General features: G+C 63.8%; 16 protein-coding genes. 13 read left to right on the forward strand and 3 right to left on the reverse strand.

What is annotated here, in order from left to right; translation table 11 throughout:
* Positions 1-58: 58 nt before the first annotated feature.
* From secY to rplQ, 7 genes are all read left to right on the forward strand, one after another.
* Positions 59-1,390 (forward strand): preprotein translocase subunit SecY, encoded by a 1,332-nt coding sequence (gene secY / locus P6U29_RS17905; protein ID WP_091894740.1) that lies wholly within the window; start codon positions 59-61, stop codon positions 1,388-1,390.
* On the forward strand, positions 1,387-2,592 hold the full coding sequence (locus P6U29_RS17910; RefSeq protein ID WP_407118768.1) for a preprotein translocase subunit SecY: 1,206 nt from the start codon (positions 1,387-1,389) through the stop codon (positions 2,590-2,592). The genes secY and P6U29_RS17910 overlap by 4 nt, the downstream gene beginning before the upstream one ends.
* The gene (locus tag P6U29_RS17915) at positions 2,589-3,443 is read left to right on the forward strand and encodes an adenylate kinase (RefSeq protein WP_407118769.1); all 855 of its coding nucleotides are present in this window, start codon (positions 2,589-2,591) and stop codon (positions 3,441-3,443) included. Before P6U29_RS17910 ends, P6U29_RS17915 begins: the two co-directional genes overlap by 4 nt.
* 187 nt (positions 3,444-3,630) lie before the next feature.
* Complete coding sequence (gene rpsM, locus P6U29_RS17920; protein WP_166815452.1) at positions 3,631-3,999, forward strand: 30S ribosomal protein S13; 369 nt, start codon at positions 3,631-3,633, stop codon at positions 3,997-3,999.
* Positions 4,000-4,121: 122 nt separating this feature from the next.
* The gene (gene rpsK / locus P6U29_RS17925; protein ID WP_007603045.1) at positions 4,122-4,511 is read left to right on the forward strand and encodes a 30S ribosomal protein S11; all 390 of its coding nucleotides are present in this window, start codon (positions 4,122-4,124) and stop codon (positions 4,509-4,511) included.
* A gap of 112 nt (positions 4,512-4,623) precedes the next feature.
* Complete coding sequence (locus P6U29_RS17930; RefSeq protein WP_029674561.1) at positions 4,624-5,655, forward strand: DNA-directed RNA polymerase subunit alpha; 1,032 nt, start codon at positions 4,624-4,626, stop codon at positions 5,653-5,655.
* Between the two features lie 162 nt (positions 5,656-5,817).
* A complete protein-coding gene (gene rplQ / locus P6U29_RS17935) occupies positions 5,818-6,234 on the forward strand; it encodes a 50S ribosomal protein L17 (RefSeq protein WP_407118770.1) in 417 nt (138 codons plus the stop codon).
* A 79-nt stretch (positions 6,235-6,313) separates the two neighbouring features.
* Here the strand turns inward: rplQ and P6U29_RS17940 are convergent, their stop codons facing one another.
* Entirely contained in the window at positions 6,314-7,291 is a 978-nt protein-coding gene (locus P6U29_RS17940; protein ID WP_407118771.1) for a Bug family tripartite tricarboxylate transporter substrate binding protein, read from the reverse strand.
* A 187-nt stretch (positions 7,292-7,478) separates the two neighbouring features.
* Between P6U29_RS17940 and P6U29_RS17945 the strand changes: the two genes are divergently transcribed.
* Genes P6U29_RS17945 through P6U29_RS17955 form a run of 3 tightly spaced genes read left to right on the forward strand, consistent with a single transcriptional unit; the run spans position 7,479 to position 9,944 of the window.
* The gene (locus P6U29_RS17945; protein WP_407118772.1) at positions 7,479-8,267 is read left to right on the forward strand and encodes an SDR family NAD(P)-dependent oxidoreductase; all 789 of its coding nucleotides are present in this window, start codon (positions 7,479-7,481) and stop codon (positions 8,265-8,267) included.
* Positions 8,268-8,277: 10 nt separating this feature from the next.
* Positions 8,278-8,574, forward strand: a complete 297-nt coding sequence (locus P6U29_RS17950; RefSeq protein ID WP_407118773.1) for a DUF1330 domain-containing protein — start codon at positions 8,278-8,280, stop codon at positions 8,572-8,574.
* Positions 8,575-8,630: 56 nt separating this feature from the next.
* Positions 8,631-9,944 (forward strand): chloride channel protein, encoded by a 1,314-nt coding sequence (locus P6U29_RS17955; RefSeq protein WP_407118774.1) that lies wholly within the window; start codon positions 8,631-8,633, stop codon positions 9,942-9,944.
* Between the two features lie 119 nt (positions 9,945-10,063).
* Here P6U29_RS17955 and P6U29_RS17960 read toward each other — a convergent pair whose 3' ends face one another.
* On the reverse strand, positions 10,064-11,077 hold the full coding sequence (locus tag P6U29_RS17960) for a zinc-binding alcohol dehydrogenase family protein (protein WP_407118775.1): 1,014 nt from the start codon (positions 11,075-11,077) through the stop codon (positions 10,064-10,066).
* Positions 11,078-11,198: 121 nt separating this feature from the next.
* Here P6U29_RS17960 and P6U29_RS17965 point away from each other — a divergent pair, with 121 nt between their 5' ends.
* Positions 11,199-11,576, forward strand: coding sequence for a winged helix-turn-helix transcriptional regulator (locus tag P6U29_RS17965; protein WP_407118776.1), 378 nt, complete (start codon positions 11,199-11,201; stop codon positions 11,574-11,576).
* A gap of 42 nt (positions 11,577-11,618) precedes the next feature.
* On the opposite strand, the gene P6U29_RS17970 is transcribed toward P6U29_RS17965, so the two are convergent.
* Positions 11,619-13,232, reverse strand: a complete 1,614-nt coding sequence (locus tag P6U29_RS17970; protein WP_407118777.1) for an OprO/OprP family phosphate-selective porin — start codon at positions 13,230-13,232, stop codon at positions 11,619-11,621.
* 313 nt (positions 13,233-13,545) lie between these two features.
* On the opposite strand from P6U29_RS17970, the gene P6U29_RS17975 reads away from it, so the two are divergent.
* Positions 13,546-14,952, forward strand: coding sequence for a DegQ family serine endoprotease (locus P6U29_RS17975; protein WP_407118778.1), 1,407 nt, complete (start codon positions 13,546-13,548; stop codon positions 14,950-14,952).
* Positions 14,949-16,286 (forward strand): replication-associated recombination protein A, encoded by a 1,338-nt coding sequence (locus P6U29_RS17980; RefSeq protein ID WP_407118779.1) that lies wholly within the window; start codon positions 14,949-14,951, stop codon positions 16,284-16,286. Before P6U29_RS17975 ends, P6U29_RS17980 begins: the two co-directional genes overlap by 4 nt.
* The last annotated feature ends 32 nt before the right edge of the window (positions 16,287-16,318 follow it).

Genomic DNA, 16,318 nt, shown 5'->3' on the forward strand with positions numbered 1-16,318 from the left:
GCTAAACTAGCCCGGCCGCGGGCATGACGGCGCAACAGGCGGCGGGAGAAAGTCCAAGATGGTCTCTGCAGCGGAACAACTGGCAGCCAATCTCAATTTCGGCGCGTTTGCCAAGGCCGACGAACTGAAGAAGCGCATCTGGTTCACACTGGGTGCGCTGCTCGTTTATCGGCTCGGGACCTACATCCCGCTGCCGGGCATCGATCCCAACATCTGGGAGCAGGTCTTCCGCTCCCAGGCGGGTGGCATCCTCGGCATGTTCAACATGTTCGCCGGCGGCGGCATCCACCGCATGGCGATCTTCGCGCTGAACATCATGCCGTACATCTCGGCCTCGATCATCATCCAGCTCCTCACCACCGTCTCGCCGCAGCTTGAGGCGCTGAAGAAGGAAGGCGAGGCCGGCCGCAAGACGCTCAACCAGTACACCCGCTACCTGACCGTCATCCTGGCCGCGTTCCAGTCCTATGGCATCGCGGTGGGTCTCGAAGGCGCCGGCAACGTGGTCAGCGACCCCGGCATGTTCTTCCGCCTGTCCACGGCGATCACGCTGACCGGCGGCACCATGTTCCTAATGTGGCTGGGCGAGCAGATCACCTCGCGCGGCATCGGCAATGGCATTTCGCTGATCATTCTCGCCGGCATCGTCGCCGAGCTGCCTGCGGCGCTCGCCAACATGCTCGAGCTCGGCCGTCAGGGCGCGATGTCGACCGGGCTGATCCTGGTCGTCATCATCATGGCCGTCGCCGTGATCGCCTTCATCGTGTTCATGGAGCGCGCGCAGCGCCGGCTGCTGATCCAGTATCCGAAGCGCCAGGTCGGCAACAAGATGTTCGAGGGCCAGTCCTCGCATCTGCCGCTCAAGCTCAATACCTCGGGCGTGATCCCGCCGATCTTCGCGTCCTCGCTGCTCTTGCTGCCGACCACGGTTGCGAATTTCAACGCGGGCAGCGGGCCGGAATGGTTCCAGTGGATCACCACCCAGCTCGGCCATGGCCGTCCGCTGTTCCTGATCATGTATCTGGCGCTGATCGTGTTCTTCGCCTTCTTCTACACCGCAATCGTGTTCAACCCGACCGAAACCGCGGACAATCTGAAGAAGCATGGCGGCTTCATTCCGGGCATCCGCCCCGGCGAGCGCACCGCCGAATATATCGATTACGTGCTGTCGCGCATCACCGTGCTTGGCGCGATCTATCTCGCCATCGTCTGCTTGATCCCGGAGATCCTGATCTCCTACGCTTCGGTGCCGTTCTACTTCGGCGGCACCTCGCTGCTGATCGTGGTCAGTGTCACCATGGATACGGTGGCGCAGGTGCAGGGCTATCTGCTGGCCCATCAGTACGAAGGCTTGATCCGCAAGTCCAAGCTGCGGGGCCGCCGTAGGTGAGCAGGGAGCTCGCGCGCCGAATCGCTTTCACGATTGGCGCGCTGCTCCTTTTCAGGCTCGGCACGCAGATCCCGATCGCGGGAATAGTGGTGCATCCCGCGTTCGCGGCAGACAGGATTGCCCCGCTTTCGATCTTCTCGCTGTCTCTGATTCCCTATCTGACTGCCGCAATTCTCGTTCAGCTCGTCGCTGTGGTGTGGCGCAGGGTGAGGGCGCTTGAACGATCGGGCGAGGCCGGCCGGCGTAAGCTCGCGCGTATCACGCTGATCCTGGCGTTGCTCCTTGCTGCGTTTCAGGCCTTCGGCATCGCCTCCGCCATGCGGCAATTGCCGCGACTTGTCGTCAATCCCGGCGACTGGTTCGTTGTGAGCGCCACTGCCTCGCTCGTCGGCGGCGTGCTCGTCCTGATCTGGCTCAGCGAACAGATCACGCGCCGCGGAATCGGCAACGGCCTTGCACTCATCCTGAGTGTCAGCATCGTGGCTTCGTTGCCGTCCGAGGTGGAGACCTTCCTCACTCAGCTGCGGCGAGGAGCGATCTCGAGCAATGTTCTGGTGGGCAACGCGATCTTACTGATCCTGATCGTCGCGCTGATCGTGTTTGTCGAGCGCGCGCGGCGAAACGTTCCGGTGCAGTTTGCCGCGCGCTTCGTCGGGGACCGCTCACTGCTCTCGCGTTCGACGGTGCTGCCGATCAGGATCAACAGCGCGGGCTACCTGTTGCCGGTGACCGTGGCGCCATGGGCGATCTCGCTGCCAGTGGCTTTTGCCGGCTCCATCTTCGGTGCCGATGATGGATCCTGGGTCGAAGCCATCAGCGCGCATCTTCAGTTCGGCGAGAAGACTCACATCGTTCTCGGATCGATCGCGGTATTCGCGCTGGCTTTCGTCTACACGGCCTTTGTCATCGATCCCGATCATGCCGCCGAATCGCTTGCCCGGCAGGGCGGCGTCATTCCCGGCGTCACGCCGGGCGAGGCAACAGCCAGCTATCTCGACCGCGTGGTGTCGCTGACCACTGTGATCGGCGCCAGTTACCTGACGGCGCTATCGTTGATTCCCGAGGTGTTCTTAGCCTACGGGAATGCGCTAGTTTATAAAATGGGTGGTGGTGCGGCGCTGATTGTGGTTTGCACTATTCTCGATCTTCAAACACAGGTGCGCGAGGTATCGCTCACCAATCCGGGGGGCGTACGCCGATGAGAATTATACTTCTGGGACCGCCGGGGTCGGGCAAGGGGACTCAGGCGCAGCTCCTGGTGCAGCGCTATGGCATCGTCCAGCTCTCGACCGGCGAGATGCTGCGTGCCGCGGTCGCGGCCGGAACGCCGGTCGGGCTGAAGGCCAAGGAGATCATGGCCAGCGGCGGCCTCGTGCCTGATGACGTCGTGGTGGGAATCATCTCCGACCGCATCGACCAGCCAGACGCCAAGAACGGTTTCATCCTCGATGGTTTCCCGCGCACCGTGCCGCAGGCCGAGGCGTTGGACGGACTGCTCAAGCGCAAGCATCTCAAACTCGACGCCGTGATCGAGCTCCGCGTCAACGAGAGCGCGCTGCTGAGTCGCGTCGAGACCCGCGTTGCCCAGATGCGGGAGCGCGGCGAGGAGATCCGGCTCGACGACACCCCTGAGGTCCTGACCAAACGGCTTGCCAGCTACCGCAGCCAGACGGAACCACTGATTCACTACTATTCCGAGCGTCGGAAGCTCTCGACCATCGACGGCATGATGGCCATTGACGAGGTCACCCGCGCCATCCACCGCCAGCTCCTGGCGCTGGGGGCGGTCGAGCCCAAGACCCATGCCCGAAGCGCAGCCAAGTCGGGAACGGCGAGGAAGACAAAAGCGGCGAAGAAATCGGCCAAAAGGCCGGCGAAAGCAGCCAAAAAGGCCCCTAAATCGGCCAAAACCGCCAAAAAGTCGGTCAAGAAGGCCGTGAAGAGCGCCAAGAAGGCGACCAAGAAAACGGTCAAAAAGACGGCCAAGAAGGCCGTCAAAAAGGGTTCCAAAAAGGCCCCAAAAAAGGTCACGAAAAAGCGAGCCAAGCGCTAGCAGCGGTTGACGAAAGCCCCCGGAATCCCCTAATAAGCCCCGCATCCAAGTCGGATAGTTTCAGACGATGCCGGGCCCCAGGAAGACCGGGGGTGGGCGTCGTGTTCGCGTTTGTGAACACCTGCCCGAGAAAGCAAGCACTTAAAGCCCGATTCCTGACGAGGGATCGGCAACAGGAGAGAAGGCCGTGGCCCGTATTGCCGGCGTGAACATTCCCACCAACAAGCGCGTGCTGATCGCGCTCCAGTACATCCATGGCATCGGCCCGAAGATCGCCGGTGACATCATCGAGAAGGTGAAGATCCCCCAGGACCGTCGCGTCAATCAGCTCAGCGACGCCGAAGTGCTCCAGATCCGCGAAGTGATCGATCGCGACTATCTCGTCGAGGGCGACCTGCGTCGCGAGGTTGGCATCAACATCAAGCGTCTGATGGACCTCGGCTGCTATCGCGGCCTGCGTCATCGTCGCGGTCTGCCGGTGCGCGGTCAGCGCACCCACACCAATGCACGTACGCGCAAGGGCCCGGCCAAGGCCATCGCCGGCAAGAAGAAGTAAGTTTTCGAATCCAGTCGCGGCGTGTGGCGAAAGGGGGTGCCCCGTTCGCCACGCGCTTTTCGTTCCACAGGTGTAGCCGCTGGCATTACGGCGGCGTTTGAGATCTTCAGGAAAGGGACTCAATGGGCAAGGAAGCCACCCGCGTTCGTCGTCGTGAGCGCAAGAACATCGCCTCCGGCGTCGCGCATGTGAACTCGTCGTTCAACAACACGACCATCACCATCACCGACGCGCAGGGCAACACGATTGCCTGGTCCTCGGCCGGCACGATGGGTTTCAAGGGCTCGCGCAAGTCGACGCCGTACGCCGCGCAGGTCGCCGCCGAGGACGTCTCCAAGAAGGCGCAGGAGCACGGCATGCGCACGCTGGAAGTCGAAGTCGCCGGCCCCGGTTCGGGCCGCGAGTCGGCGCTCCGCGCGCTCCAGGCCGCAGGCTTCACCGTCACCTCGATCCGCGACGTGACCACGATCCCGCACAACGGTTGCCGTCCCCGTAAGCGTCGGCGCGTTTGATACCAAGTTGCGGGCGCATAGGCGCCCGCAATGACTTTACTAAAAAGCCGCGGGAATGACCCGCGGCCTTTCTCCAACGCCAGTATTTGAACGGTCAAATTGACTGGCCTGTATGGGTGAAACAGTGACGATCCAGAAAAATTGGCAAGAACTGATTCGGCCGAACAAGCTCCAGGTCACGCCCGGCAGCGATCCCTCGCGTTTCGCGACCATCGTCGCCGAGCCGCTCGAGCGTGGTTTCGGCCAGACCCTCGGCAACGCGCTGCGCCGCATCCTGCTCTCCTCGCTCCAGGGCGCGGCGGTGCAGTCGGTGCACATCGACGGCGTGCTGCACGAGTTCTCCTCGATCGCGGGCGTCCGTGAGGACGTCACCGACATCGTGCTCAACATCAAGGACATCTCGATCAAGATGCAGGGCGAAGGCCCCAAGCGCATGGTCGTGAAGAAGCAGGGCCCGGGCGTCGTCACTGCCGGCGACATCCAGACCGTCGGCGATGTGGTCGTGCTGAACCCCGATCTGCAGATCTGCACCCTCGACGAGGGCGCCGAGATCCGCATGGAGTTCACGGTCTCGACCGGCAAGGGCTACGTGCCCGCCGAGCGCAACCGTCCCGAGGACGCGCCGATCGGCCTGATCCCGGTCGACAGCCTGTATTCTCCGGTCCGCAAGGTCTCCTACAAGGTCGAGAACACCCGCGAGGGCCAGATCCTCGACTACGACAAGTTGACCATGACGATCGAGACCAACGGCGCGATCACGCCGGATGACTCCGTGGCCTACGCTGCGCGCATCCTGCAGGACCAGCTCAACGTGTTCGTCAACTTCGAAGAGCCGCGCAAGGAAGTCGCCCAGGAGATCATCCCGGACCTCGCCTTCAACCCGGCCTTCCTCAAGAAGGTGGACGAGCTCGAGCTGTCGGTGCGTTCGGCCAACTGCCTGAAGAACGACAACATCGTCTACATCGGCGACCTCGTGCAGAAGAGCGAGGCGGAGATGCTCCGCACCCCGAACTTCGGCCGCAAGTCGCTGAACGAGATCAAGGAAGTGCTGGCCCAGATGGGTCTGCATCTCGGCATGGAAGTGCCGGGCTGGCCGCCGGAGAACATCGACGAGCTCGCCAAGCGCTTCGAGGATCATTATTGAGCGCAGCATGATCCCGGAAAAGTGCGCAGCGGTTTTCCGATAGGATCATGCTCAAACAAGAAAGCGAAAGCGCGTCGCGCTTTCGCGGGCGAACGCAGGCAGCCCACCTGAGCAACATGTCCGACGAACCGTCGCGGCAGTTTTAACGTAAGGACTACACACATGCGTCACGGCAAGGTTCATCGGAAGCTCAACCGCACGGCCGAGCACCGCCGCGCGATGTTCGCCAACATGGCGGCTGCGCTGATCAAGCACGAGCAGATCGTCACCACGCTGCCCAAGGCCAAGGAGCTCCGTCCGATCGTCGAGAAGCTTGTCACCCTCGGCAAGAAGGGCGGGCTGTCGCTGCGCCGCCAGGCCATCGCGGAGCTGCGCGACGTCGACATGGTCAAGAAGCTCTTCGATACGCTTGCGACCCGCTACAAGGATCGCCAGGGCGGCTACACCCGCATCATCAAGGCCGGCTTCCGCTACGGCGACAACGCCGCGATGGCCGTGATCGAGTTCGTCGATCGCGACGTCGATGCCAAGGGCCAGGATTCCGGTCCGGTGCAGGAGAAGGAAGCCGAGGCGGCGTAAGCTGTTTCTGCAGATATGTATTGAAAACGGCGCCTTCGGGCGCCGTTTTTTGTTCCTGGAATTGTGCGGATCCGCGGGACTATTCCTCCTTGATCCCCGCCTTTTGCGCGATGTCCTTCATTTCGGCGGTCTCCTTGCCGATCGCTCCCGCCCAATCGCTGTAGCGCGTGAAGCCCGGCTCGAAGCCGACCTTGGTGAAGCGCTCGGTCACGGACGGGCTGTTGATCGTCTCCTCCAGGGCTGCCGACAGCTTGTCGTGAACGGCCGGCGGCAGGCCCTTGGGAGTGACCACGGCGCCCCATGACGCGAAGTCGATATTGCCATAGCCGAGCTCGGCGAGCGTCGGTACGTCGGGCAGGAACGGCGTGCGCTTGGCCGAGAACACGGCGAGCACCTTGACCGTGCCGGCCTCGATCTGTGGCTTGACCGCGATGACAGTGTCGACGTGATACTGGATGTGCTTTCCGATCAGGTCGTTCATCGCCGGCGCACTGCCCTTGTAGGGCAGGTGGACCATCTTGATTCCGGCGGCCGATTTGAACAGCTCGCCGGCAAAATGTGAGACGGTCGCGACGCCGAACGATGCCAGCGACAGCTTGTCGGGATTGGCCTTCGCCTCAGTGACCAGCGCAGCCACGTCCTTGACCGGGTTGTCCTTGTAGGTGACCAGCGCCAGTGTGATTTTGCCGACCTGGCCGAGCGGCTCGAAATCCTTGGCCGCGTCGTAAGGCACGCTTTCCTTGACGGCGGCCGGCAGCGTGAAGCTCGAGTTCGAGCTGAAGAACAGGGTATATCCATCAGGCGCAGAGCGCGCGACCTCCTTGGCCGCGATCGTGGTGCCGCCGCCGGGACGGTTCATGATGATCACGGGCTTGCCGAGCCGCGTCTCCAGCTCGCCACCGATGATGCGCGCGACCACATCCGAGGCGCCGCCGGGCGGGAAGGGGACGATCAATTGCAACGGCTTTTCCGGATAGACCGCTTGAGCCGGCGCGGGCGCATTGCCCGCAATCAAACCGGCCACCCCGAGCACAACCGCTAAAGCCGTTCTTTTCATCGCGTTTCTTCCGTTTTTATGTGAGCGAGAGAATCTCGGATAGCCAAGCAACAATCGTTCCAGCAGCGATGCGCGGCGTCCAGGGGGCGCAGGAAAAGTGCCGGGCGCCTCACTGCTTGGTGAGCACCGATTGCGTCCCGATCCGCCGCGTCCGATATCCCCGTCATCAATCTGATGGAGATAGTACATGAACATCGACGTTTCCGGAAAAACCGCGCTGGTGACCGGCTCGACCGCCGGCATTGGCCATGCCATCGCCAAGGGCCTTGCCGCCTCGGGTGCGAGCGTCGTCATCAACGGGCGCGGCCAGGACAAGGTCGATGCAGCCGTGCGCAAGCTGGAAGGGACGGGCGCCAAGGTCCGCGGCATCGCCGCCGACGTCTCCACCGCTGCGGGTTGCAAGGCGCTGGTGGCCGCTCTGCCTGAGGTCGATATCCTCATCAACAACGCCGGCATCTTCGAGCCGAAGGATTTTTTCGACATCCCCGACGAGGACTGGAGCCGCTTCTTCGAGGTCAACGTGATGAGCGGAGTGCGGCTGTCGCGCGCCTACATGAAGGGCATGCTCAAGCGCAACTGGGGACGCATCGTCTTCATCTCGTCCGAGTCCGGCCTCAACATTCCTGTCGAGATGATCCACTACGGCATGACCAAGACGGCCCAGCTTTCTGTCGCGCGCGGCTTGGCGCAGCTCACCCGCGGCACCGGCGTCACCGTGAATTCCGTGCTGCCGGGCCCGACCATGTCCGAAGGCGTCGAGACCTTCGTGAAGGACCTCGCAAAGCAGAACGGTCAGTCCGTGAACGAGGCCGCCGCCAATTTCGTCAAGCAGCATCGCCCGAGCTCGCTGCTGCAACGCTTCGCCAGCGTCGACGAGATCGCCAACATGGTGGTTTACGTCGCATCGAAGGAGGCGTCCGCAACCAACGGCGCAGCGCTGCGCGCCGAGGGCGGCATCGTCAACACGATCGCCTGAGGCGATGCGCATGGCGGCTTATGTGATCTCCGAGGTCGAGGTGCGCGACAGAGCCGCGATGGAGGCCTACCGCACGCTCGCGGCGCAGACCATCGCGCAATATGGCGGCCGCTACCTCGCGCGCGGCGGCGCCGCTGAGGTGGTTGAGGGCAACCCGCCGGCGAGGACGATCATCATCGTGGAGTTTCCCTCGATGGCCCGTGCGCGCGAATGGTACGCATCGGCGGAATATGCCGAGGCGTTGAAGTTTCGGCGGGACGCGTTGGAGCGGCGGCTGATGTTCGTGGAGGGCGCGGTTCCAGCCTAGCTGATCTGCCCACTTGCCGCTTCAATTCGGCGCATGACGGGCTAAAACAAGCTTCCATGCTTTGGCCCGTTTCGACCCGCCATAAACGTTTGTTCAGGCTGACATCCGCGCGATGGCAGCGGCGGGCGATTTTTTTGCTCGGCGGGATCGGGGTCGGCGCCGCAGCTGTGGCGCTGGCACAACTGGCCGATCTCGCCCAGCATGCCTTCGCGCTGCTGCTCGTGAAGTCCCGCTACGCCGTGCTGGTGGTGACGCCGCTCGGCTTCGTGCTCTCGGCCTATCTGACCATTCGTCTGTTCCCGAACGCGCAGGGCAGCGGCATCCCGCAGGCGATGGCCGCACGGCATCTGACCGATCAGAGCGCGCGAGAGAGCCTGGTCTCGATCCGGATCGCGATCGGAAAGGTGATCCTCACTCTGTTCGGTCTGTTGTGCGGCGCCTCCGTTGGCAGGGAAGGGCCGACGGTGCAGGTCGGTGCGTCGATCATGTTCGCGCTCGGCCGCGTCTCGCCGCGCCGCCAGCCCGGGTTGATCCTGGCAGGCGCCGCCGCAGGCGTTGCCGCAGCTTTCAATACGCCGCTGGCCGGCATCGTCTTCGGTATCGAGGAGATGAGCCGCGCTTTTGAGACTCGCACCTCCAGCCTCATCATTGCGGCCGTGATCACGGCTGGCCTTACGTCGCTGGCGCTGGCGGGCAATTACGCCTATTTCGGCAGCAGCGCGATGTCGCTGGCGCGTGGCGCGGACTGGTTGGCCGTTCCGCTCTGTGGCGTGGCTGGTGGCCTCTCGGGTGGTTTGTTCAGCCGCGTCGTCATCGCGATGGCGCGCGGTTTCAACAATCCGCTCGGACGCGCGATCAAGGGCCACCCGCTCTGGTTCGCATTCGCGTGCGGACTGCTCGTCGCGATCTGCGGGCTGGTGTCTGGCGATACGATCTACGGCACGGGCTATGAGCAGGTGAAGACGGCGCTGGAGCACAGCTCGCCGTTGCCGCAGGATTTTGGCGTGCTCAAGCTCCTGGCGACGACTTTTGCCGCGATCAGCGGCATACCGGGCGGCATTTTCTCGCCGTCGCTCGCCGTCGGTGCCGGCATCGGCAGCAACATCGCCTCGTTCTTCTACGATGCGCCGCTCGGTGCGATCATGCTGCTCGGCATGGTCTCGTACTTCGCCGGCGTCGTGCAGGCGCCGATCACCGCCTTCGTGATCGTGACCGAGATGACCGACAATCACGGCATGGTCGTGCCGTTGATGGCGGCCGCGCTGATCGCCCATTTCGTTTCACGCATGGTTTGCGAAGAAGGCATCTATCACGCGCTCGCCAAAGGCTTTGTCGAGCGGGCGACGGCGTCGGGGGATAAGAGCCAGTAGGGGGCCGAGCAGGAACCTGTAGGGTGGGCAAAGCGTAAGCGTGCCCACCACTTTTTGCATCGGTTGCGAGACGGTGGGCACGGCGCAAGTGCGCCTTTGCCCACCTTACGAGGTTTTCGCTACCACCCCTCCAGCACGATCTTGCCGCGCGACTTGCCGCTCTCCAGCAGCGCGTGCGCACGCTTGAGGTTAGCGGCGTTGATGGTGCCAAAGGTCTGGTCGAGCGTGGTGCGCAACACACCCTTGTCGATGAGGTCGGCGACATCGTTGAGCAGATGATGCTGCGCGATCATATCAGGCGTCTGGAACGAGGAGCGCGTGAACATCGATTCCCAGTGCACCGAGATCGCCTTGCCCTTGAACGTGCTCATGGTGAACTCGGGCGGATCGTCGATCAGACCGAACCGGCCCTGCGGCGCCATGAAATCGGCGATCGCCTTATAGTGCTGGTCGGTGAAGGTGAGGCTTGCGACCAGCGCGACCGGCGGCAGCTTGAGCTTCTCAATCTGCTCCTTCATCGGTTTGCCGTGGTCGATCACCGCATGGGCACCGAGATCGAGACACCATTTTCGAGACTCCGGCCGTGTTGCGGTGGCGAGCACAGTCAATCCGGTGAGGCGGCGCGCGAGCTGGATCAGGATCGAGCCGACGCCGCCGGCGCCGCCCGTGATCAAGAGCGTGCGCGGATCGACGCTTTTGCCGGGCACGGCGCCGAGACGGTCGAACAGCAATTCCCACGCCGTGATGGAGGTGAGGGGAAGGGCTGCTGCCTGCGCGAACGAGAGCGACTTCGGCTTGTTGCCGACGATGCGCTCGTCGACCAGGTGGAATTCGGCGTTGGTGCCCTGGCGCAGGATCGAGCCGGCGTAAAACACCTCGTCACCCGGCTTGAAGAGCGTCACGTCGGGGCCAACGGCATCGACCACGCCGGCCGCGTCATAGCCGAGGATCTTCGTCTCGCCCTCGGGCGGGGCGGCGCGCTTGCGCACCTTGTAATCGACCGGATTGGCCGAGATCGCCTTCACGGCGACACGGATGTCGCGCCCTCCGGGCTCGGGCTTTGCGGTCTCGAAATCGATCAGTGAATCCGCATCCTCGATCGGAAGCGATTTCTTGTAGCCGACGGCCTTCATGGCTTGTCTCCATCAGATGGCGTGTTCGCCCGCAGCTCTAACTGTCGCCTTGGCCTCAAATTGGCAAGTACTCTAAATTTGGGGATATAGTCCCTGTTTGGATACTATTGGGAAAACACGCATGAAACGGCGCAATTTTGCTCGTCGTCCCGGCTGCTCTGTCGATGCGACTCTGGACCTGATCGACGGCAAGTGGAAGGGCGTGATCCTCTACCACCTGCAGAGCGGAACCCAGCGCTTCGGCGAATTGCGCCGCCGGATGCCCGGCATCACCCAGCGCATGCTGACAAAGCAGCTTCGCGCGCTGGAGGAGGACAATCTCGTCATCCGCAAGGTCTATGCCGAAGTGCCGCCGCACGTGGAGTATTGCCTGTCCGAACTCGGCGAGAGCCTCAAGCCCGTGATCGATATCCTGAAAGCCTGGGGCGAGAGCCATCAGGAGCGGCTGTCCTGCGCACCGTCGCCCGTAGTGGCGAAGAAGCCGAAGCGAGCGGCGTGAGTATCCGGGAGCGGATCATACCGCTCCCGGAAAGGGTGAGCGTCAGAACGCGAACTGCGTGCGCATCGCCACCGCGTCGAACTTCGAGCCGACGTCAGCGGTCGAGATCGGCGAGGCCTGTCGCGACACCGTTCCGTGCAGATAGTCGAGCATGAAGCGCACATTGCCGTTGACGTACCAGTTGAGCGCGAGCGTATAGACGGTCTGCCGGCCGCCGGCGACGCCGGTCGCTGCTCCCAACCGATTGTTGAGGTCGATCGTCGAGAAGCGCCCCGCAATCTCCCATGCGCCCCAGCCGCCGCCGTCGAGCGAGAACTGATGCGCCGGCTTGACGCCGCTATAGGCCGCGTTCGCCGCATTGTATGTGCGGCCTTCGCCCGTCAGCACGTAGCCGGCCTGCGCATAGCCGCCCTGGAATTTCAGGCTCGGTGCGCCGACCAGAGGCACGCCGGTGTTGGCGGTGCGATCGACATTGTACCAGAAATACTCGCCCTGGACGATGAACGGCCCGTAGGTAGCCGCTGCCTCGACGCTGTAGACCTGCGCGCCCGAGGCATTGGCGATGGCGCCGGTGGAGATCAGCGTGGTCGGGTCGAGACGCAACTCCGGACGATCGCTGAGCGTGACCGTCTGCGTGTTGGCGATCAAATTGCGCGGCGGTTGGATCAGCCATTGCGCGTCGGCGCCGATATGCACCGAGTAGTCCTTGCCGCTAACGGGATTGCCGGCGACACGCGCCACGGCGCCATATTGTTCGCTCGTGCCGGGCGGCGCCGCGCTCGAGGCGGAATGGATCGCACCGGTCGAGGGCCCCGTGACATAGCCGCCGATCCAGAGCTGGTCGTTGAACCAGCGCGCACCGGCTGCGGAGCGGAAGTCGCCGGCGGCGATATTGGTCGCGATCACGCCGGGCGAGGCGCGCTCCATGAACATGATATCGTTGGAGCTCGTGGCCTCGTCCAGGGTGTAGGGCAGGTCCATGATGCCGGCCTCGATCGCCATTCGTCCGCCGAACGGCTTCAGGCCGGTGTAGCTGAGGTAGGCGTTCTCGACGCCGGAGACGCCGCCGCCCGGCAGTGATCCCGGCGCGGTGCCGCCAAATCCGTCCGACGAGCCGCCGAAATCGTAGACGAGCGCGAAGTTCCAGTCGTTGAAGAACTTGCCGGTGACGCCGATGCGCGCGCGGCGGACGTTCTCGCCGCTGTCGAGCTTCTGCGGCACGGTCGCCGCCGTGTTGGGCCGATAGTCATAGCCGCCCACATCCCAATGCAGGCGACTGGTGATGGCAACGCAGTTGGCCTGGTCGGCGGTGCAGATGGTCGGCCGGTTGTTCGGCATCGTCACGACGACGCCGGAGGCGGGCGCTGGTCCCTTGACGGGGATCGCCGCATTGGCGTTGGCAACGACGGCCTTCGCTTCCGAGCGGGCTTCGGCTTTGGCTTCCGCCTTCGCCTCGGCTCGCGCCTTCGCCGTTGCCGCGGTGTTCGCCGCAGTCTGGCTCTGGAGCTTGTCGAGCTTCTGCTCCAAGAGCTTCAGCTGATGCTTCAACAGCGCGATCTCCTGCTCGCTGTTGGTCGGCGTTTGGGCCTGGGCCTGCGAAGCCGCTAGCGCGCCGGCGAGACCAATCGCCGTGGCTGCAATTCTTGTCCTGCTCACATTACGCCTCCATCGTTTGACTGACTTCCCCAAGTCGCAAGCGGAGAGCCTAGGAACGATCGATGACTGCCCCGCGACGGCGCGCCCCGGCGATGTGGTTCCCACTGATGTAAATTCGCCGCAACCGAATCCGGCTCTGTCACCATGCAAGATGACACGCATCATGCCAATGCACCGCCCGGCCGATTTGCCGATTCGCACGGCGGACCTGTGTGGTCCGAGGCGCCGGGAAGAGGCCGAATATTGCCATCCGGCGCCCTTCTATTGGGGGGCGAACGCGCCTATATTCCGGCGTCTTTTCCAAGAGGTAGGAATGTTTCGATCGACCTGGACTGCCGCGGTCACCGCATTGTGCATGGCCTTTTCGGCCCATTTCAATCCGGCTTCAGCGCAGGACCGCCGTGTCCCGTCGTCCCCGGCCGAGCTGCGGCTGTCCTATGCGCCGATCGTGCAGCGGGTGCAGCCGGCGGTCGTCAACGTCTATGCCGCCAAGGTGGTGCAGAACCGCAATCCGCTGCTGGACGACCCGATCTTTCGCCGCTTCTTCGGCGTGCCGGGCCAGCAGCCCGAGCAGATGCAGCGTTCGCTCGGCTCCGGCGTGATCGTCGATGCCTCCGGCCTCGTCGTCACCAACGTGCACGTCATCGAGGGCGCGGACCAGGTCAAGGTGTCGCTGTCGGACAAGCGCGAGTTCGAGGCCGAGATCCTGCTGAAGGATTCCCGCACCGATCTCGCCGTGCTCCGCCTGAAGGACACCAAGGAGAAATTCCCGACCCTCGACTTCACCAATTCCGACGAATTGCTCGTCGGCGACGTCGTGCTCGCGATCGGCAATCCTTTCGGCGTCGGCCAGACCGTGACCCACGGCATCATCTCGGCGCTCGCGCGTACGCAGGTCGGCATCACCGACTACCAGTTCTTCATCCAGACCGATGCGCCGATCAATCCCGGCAATTCCGGCGGCGCGCTGGTCGACATGAGCGGTAGGCTCGCCGGCATCAACACAGCGATCTATTCGCGCTCCGGCGGCTCGCAAGGAATCGGCTTTGCGATTCCCGCCAACATGGTTCGCGTCGTCGTCGCCTCCGCCAAGAGCGGCGGCAAGGCAGTGAAGCGGCCATGGCTCGGGGCAAAATTGCAGGCGGTGACGCCGGAGATCGCCGAAAGCCTCGGCCTGCGCTCGCCGACCGGTGCGCTGGTTGCAAGCGTGGTGCCGAATGGCCCCGCAGCGAAGGCCGGCCTGAAGTCTTCCGACCTCATCACCGGGATCGACGGTCAGACCGTGGATGATCCCAACGCTTTCGACTACCGCTTCGCAACCCGTCCGCTCGGCGGTACCGCGCAGATCGACGTGCAGCGCGGCAGTAAGCCGGTCAAGCTGACCGTGGCGTTGGAAACCGCACCCGACAGCGGGCGCAACGAGCTCGTCATCACGGCGCGTTCGCCGTTTCAGGGCGCGAAGGTTTCGACCATCACGCCGGCGGTCGCTGACGAGCTGCATCTGGATGCCGACACCGAAGGCGTCGTGATCACCGATATCGGCGGCGATACCGCCGCCGCGAATGTCGGCTTCCAGAAGGGCGACATCATCCTCGCCGTCAACAACCAGAAGATCGGCAAGACCGGCGACCTCGAGAAGGCCGCAGGCGAGCGGTCGCGGCTCTGGCGCATCACGCTGGTGCGCGGCGGTCAGCAGATCAACGTCACGCTAGGCGGATGAGTCCGAAACGACCACAGCAGACGCCAACTCTCTTTGCCGCGGCGGGGCTCGACCACGAGGCTCCGCATCCGCTGCCGGACCGGCTGCGTCCGCGCACATTGTCGGAGGTCGTCGGCCAGGACCACATCCTCGGCCCCGACGGTGCGCTGACGCGCATGCTGGAGACGCGCACGCTCGGCTCGCTGATCTTCTGGGGCCCGCCGGGTACAGGTAAGACCACGGTGGCGCGGCTGCTGGCGGACGCGACGGATTTGCATTTCGAGCAGATTTCGGCCGTGTTCTCCGGCGTCGCCGATTTGAAGAAGGCGTTCGATGCCGCGCGCGCTCGCCGCGAGATGGGCAAGGGCACGCTGCTGTTCGTCGACGAGGTGCATCGCTTCAACCGCGCCCAGCAGGATTCGTTTTTGCCCGTGATGGAAGACGGCACCGTCGTCTTGATCGGCGCCACCACCGAGAATCCATCCTTCGAGCTCAACGCGGCGCTTCTGTCCCGTGCACGCGTTCTGGTGTTTCGTTCGCTCGATGCCGCTGCGATCGAAAAACTGTTCGCGCATGCGGAAGCGGTCGAGGGCAAGAAGCTGCCGCTCGACGCAGAGGCGCGCGCGGTGCTGGTGCGCATGGCTGACGGCGACGGCCGCGCCTCGCTGACGCTTGCCGAAGAGGTCTGGCGTTCGGCGCGGGCGGACGAGATTTTCAATGCCGCGCAGTTGCAGGAGATCCTGCAGCGCCGTGCGCCGATCTACGACAAATCGGCCGACGGCCATTACAATCTGATCTCGGCGCTGCATAAGTCGGTGCGCGGCTCCGATCCCGATGCGGCGCTGTATTACCTCGCGCGCATGTTAGATGCCGGCGAGGACCCGCTGTTCCTGGCCCGCCGCGTCGTGCGCATGGCGGTCGAGGACATCGGGCTTGCCGATCCCCAGGCGCTCGTCATCGCCAATGCCGCCAAGGACGCCTTCGACTTCCTCGGCCATCCCGAAGGCGAGCTCGCCATCGCGCAGGCCGTCGTCTATCTCGCCACCGCGCCGAAATCGAACGCCGTCTACACCGCTTTCGGCACCGCGATGCAGGTGGCCAAGCAGGCCGGCTCGCTGCTGCCGCCAAAGCACATCCTCAATTTCCCGACCAAGCTGATGAAGTCGGAAGGCTACGGCACCGGCTACGAATATGACCACGACGCCCCGGATGCCTTCTCCGGCCAGGACTACTTCCCGGAAGCCCTGGGTCGCCAGACCTTCTACGACCCGCCCGAACGCGGATTCGAGCGCGAGATCAGGAAGCGGCTGGATTACTGGGCCAAGCTCCGCAAGGAGCGGGGCGGCTCGCGCTAGAGGCGACCATTTCGTCGTGACGAAAGGCCGCT

The organism is Bradyrhizobium sp. LMG 9283, assembly GCF_045571415.1.
GTDB lineage: Bacteria > Pseudomonadota > Alphaproteobacteria > Rhizobiales > Xanthobacteraceae > Bradyrhizobium.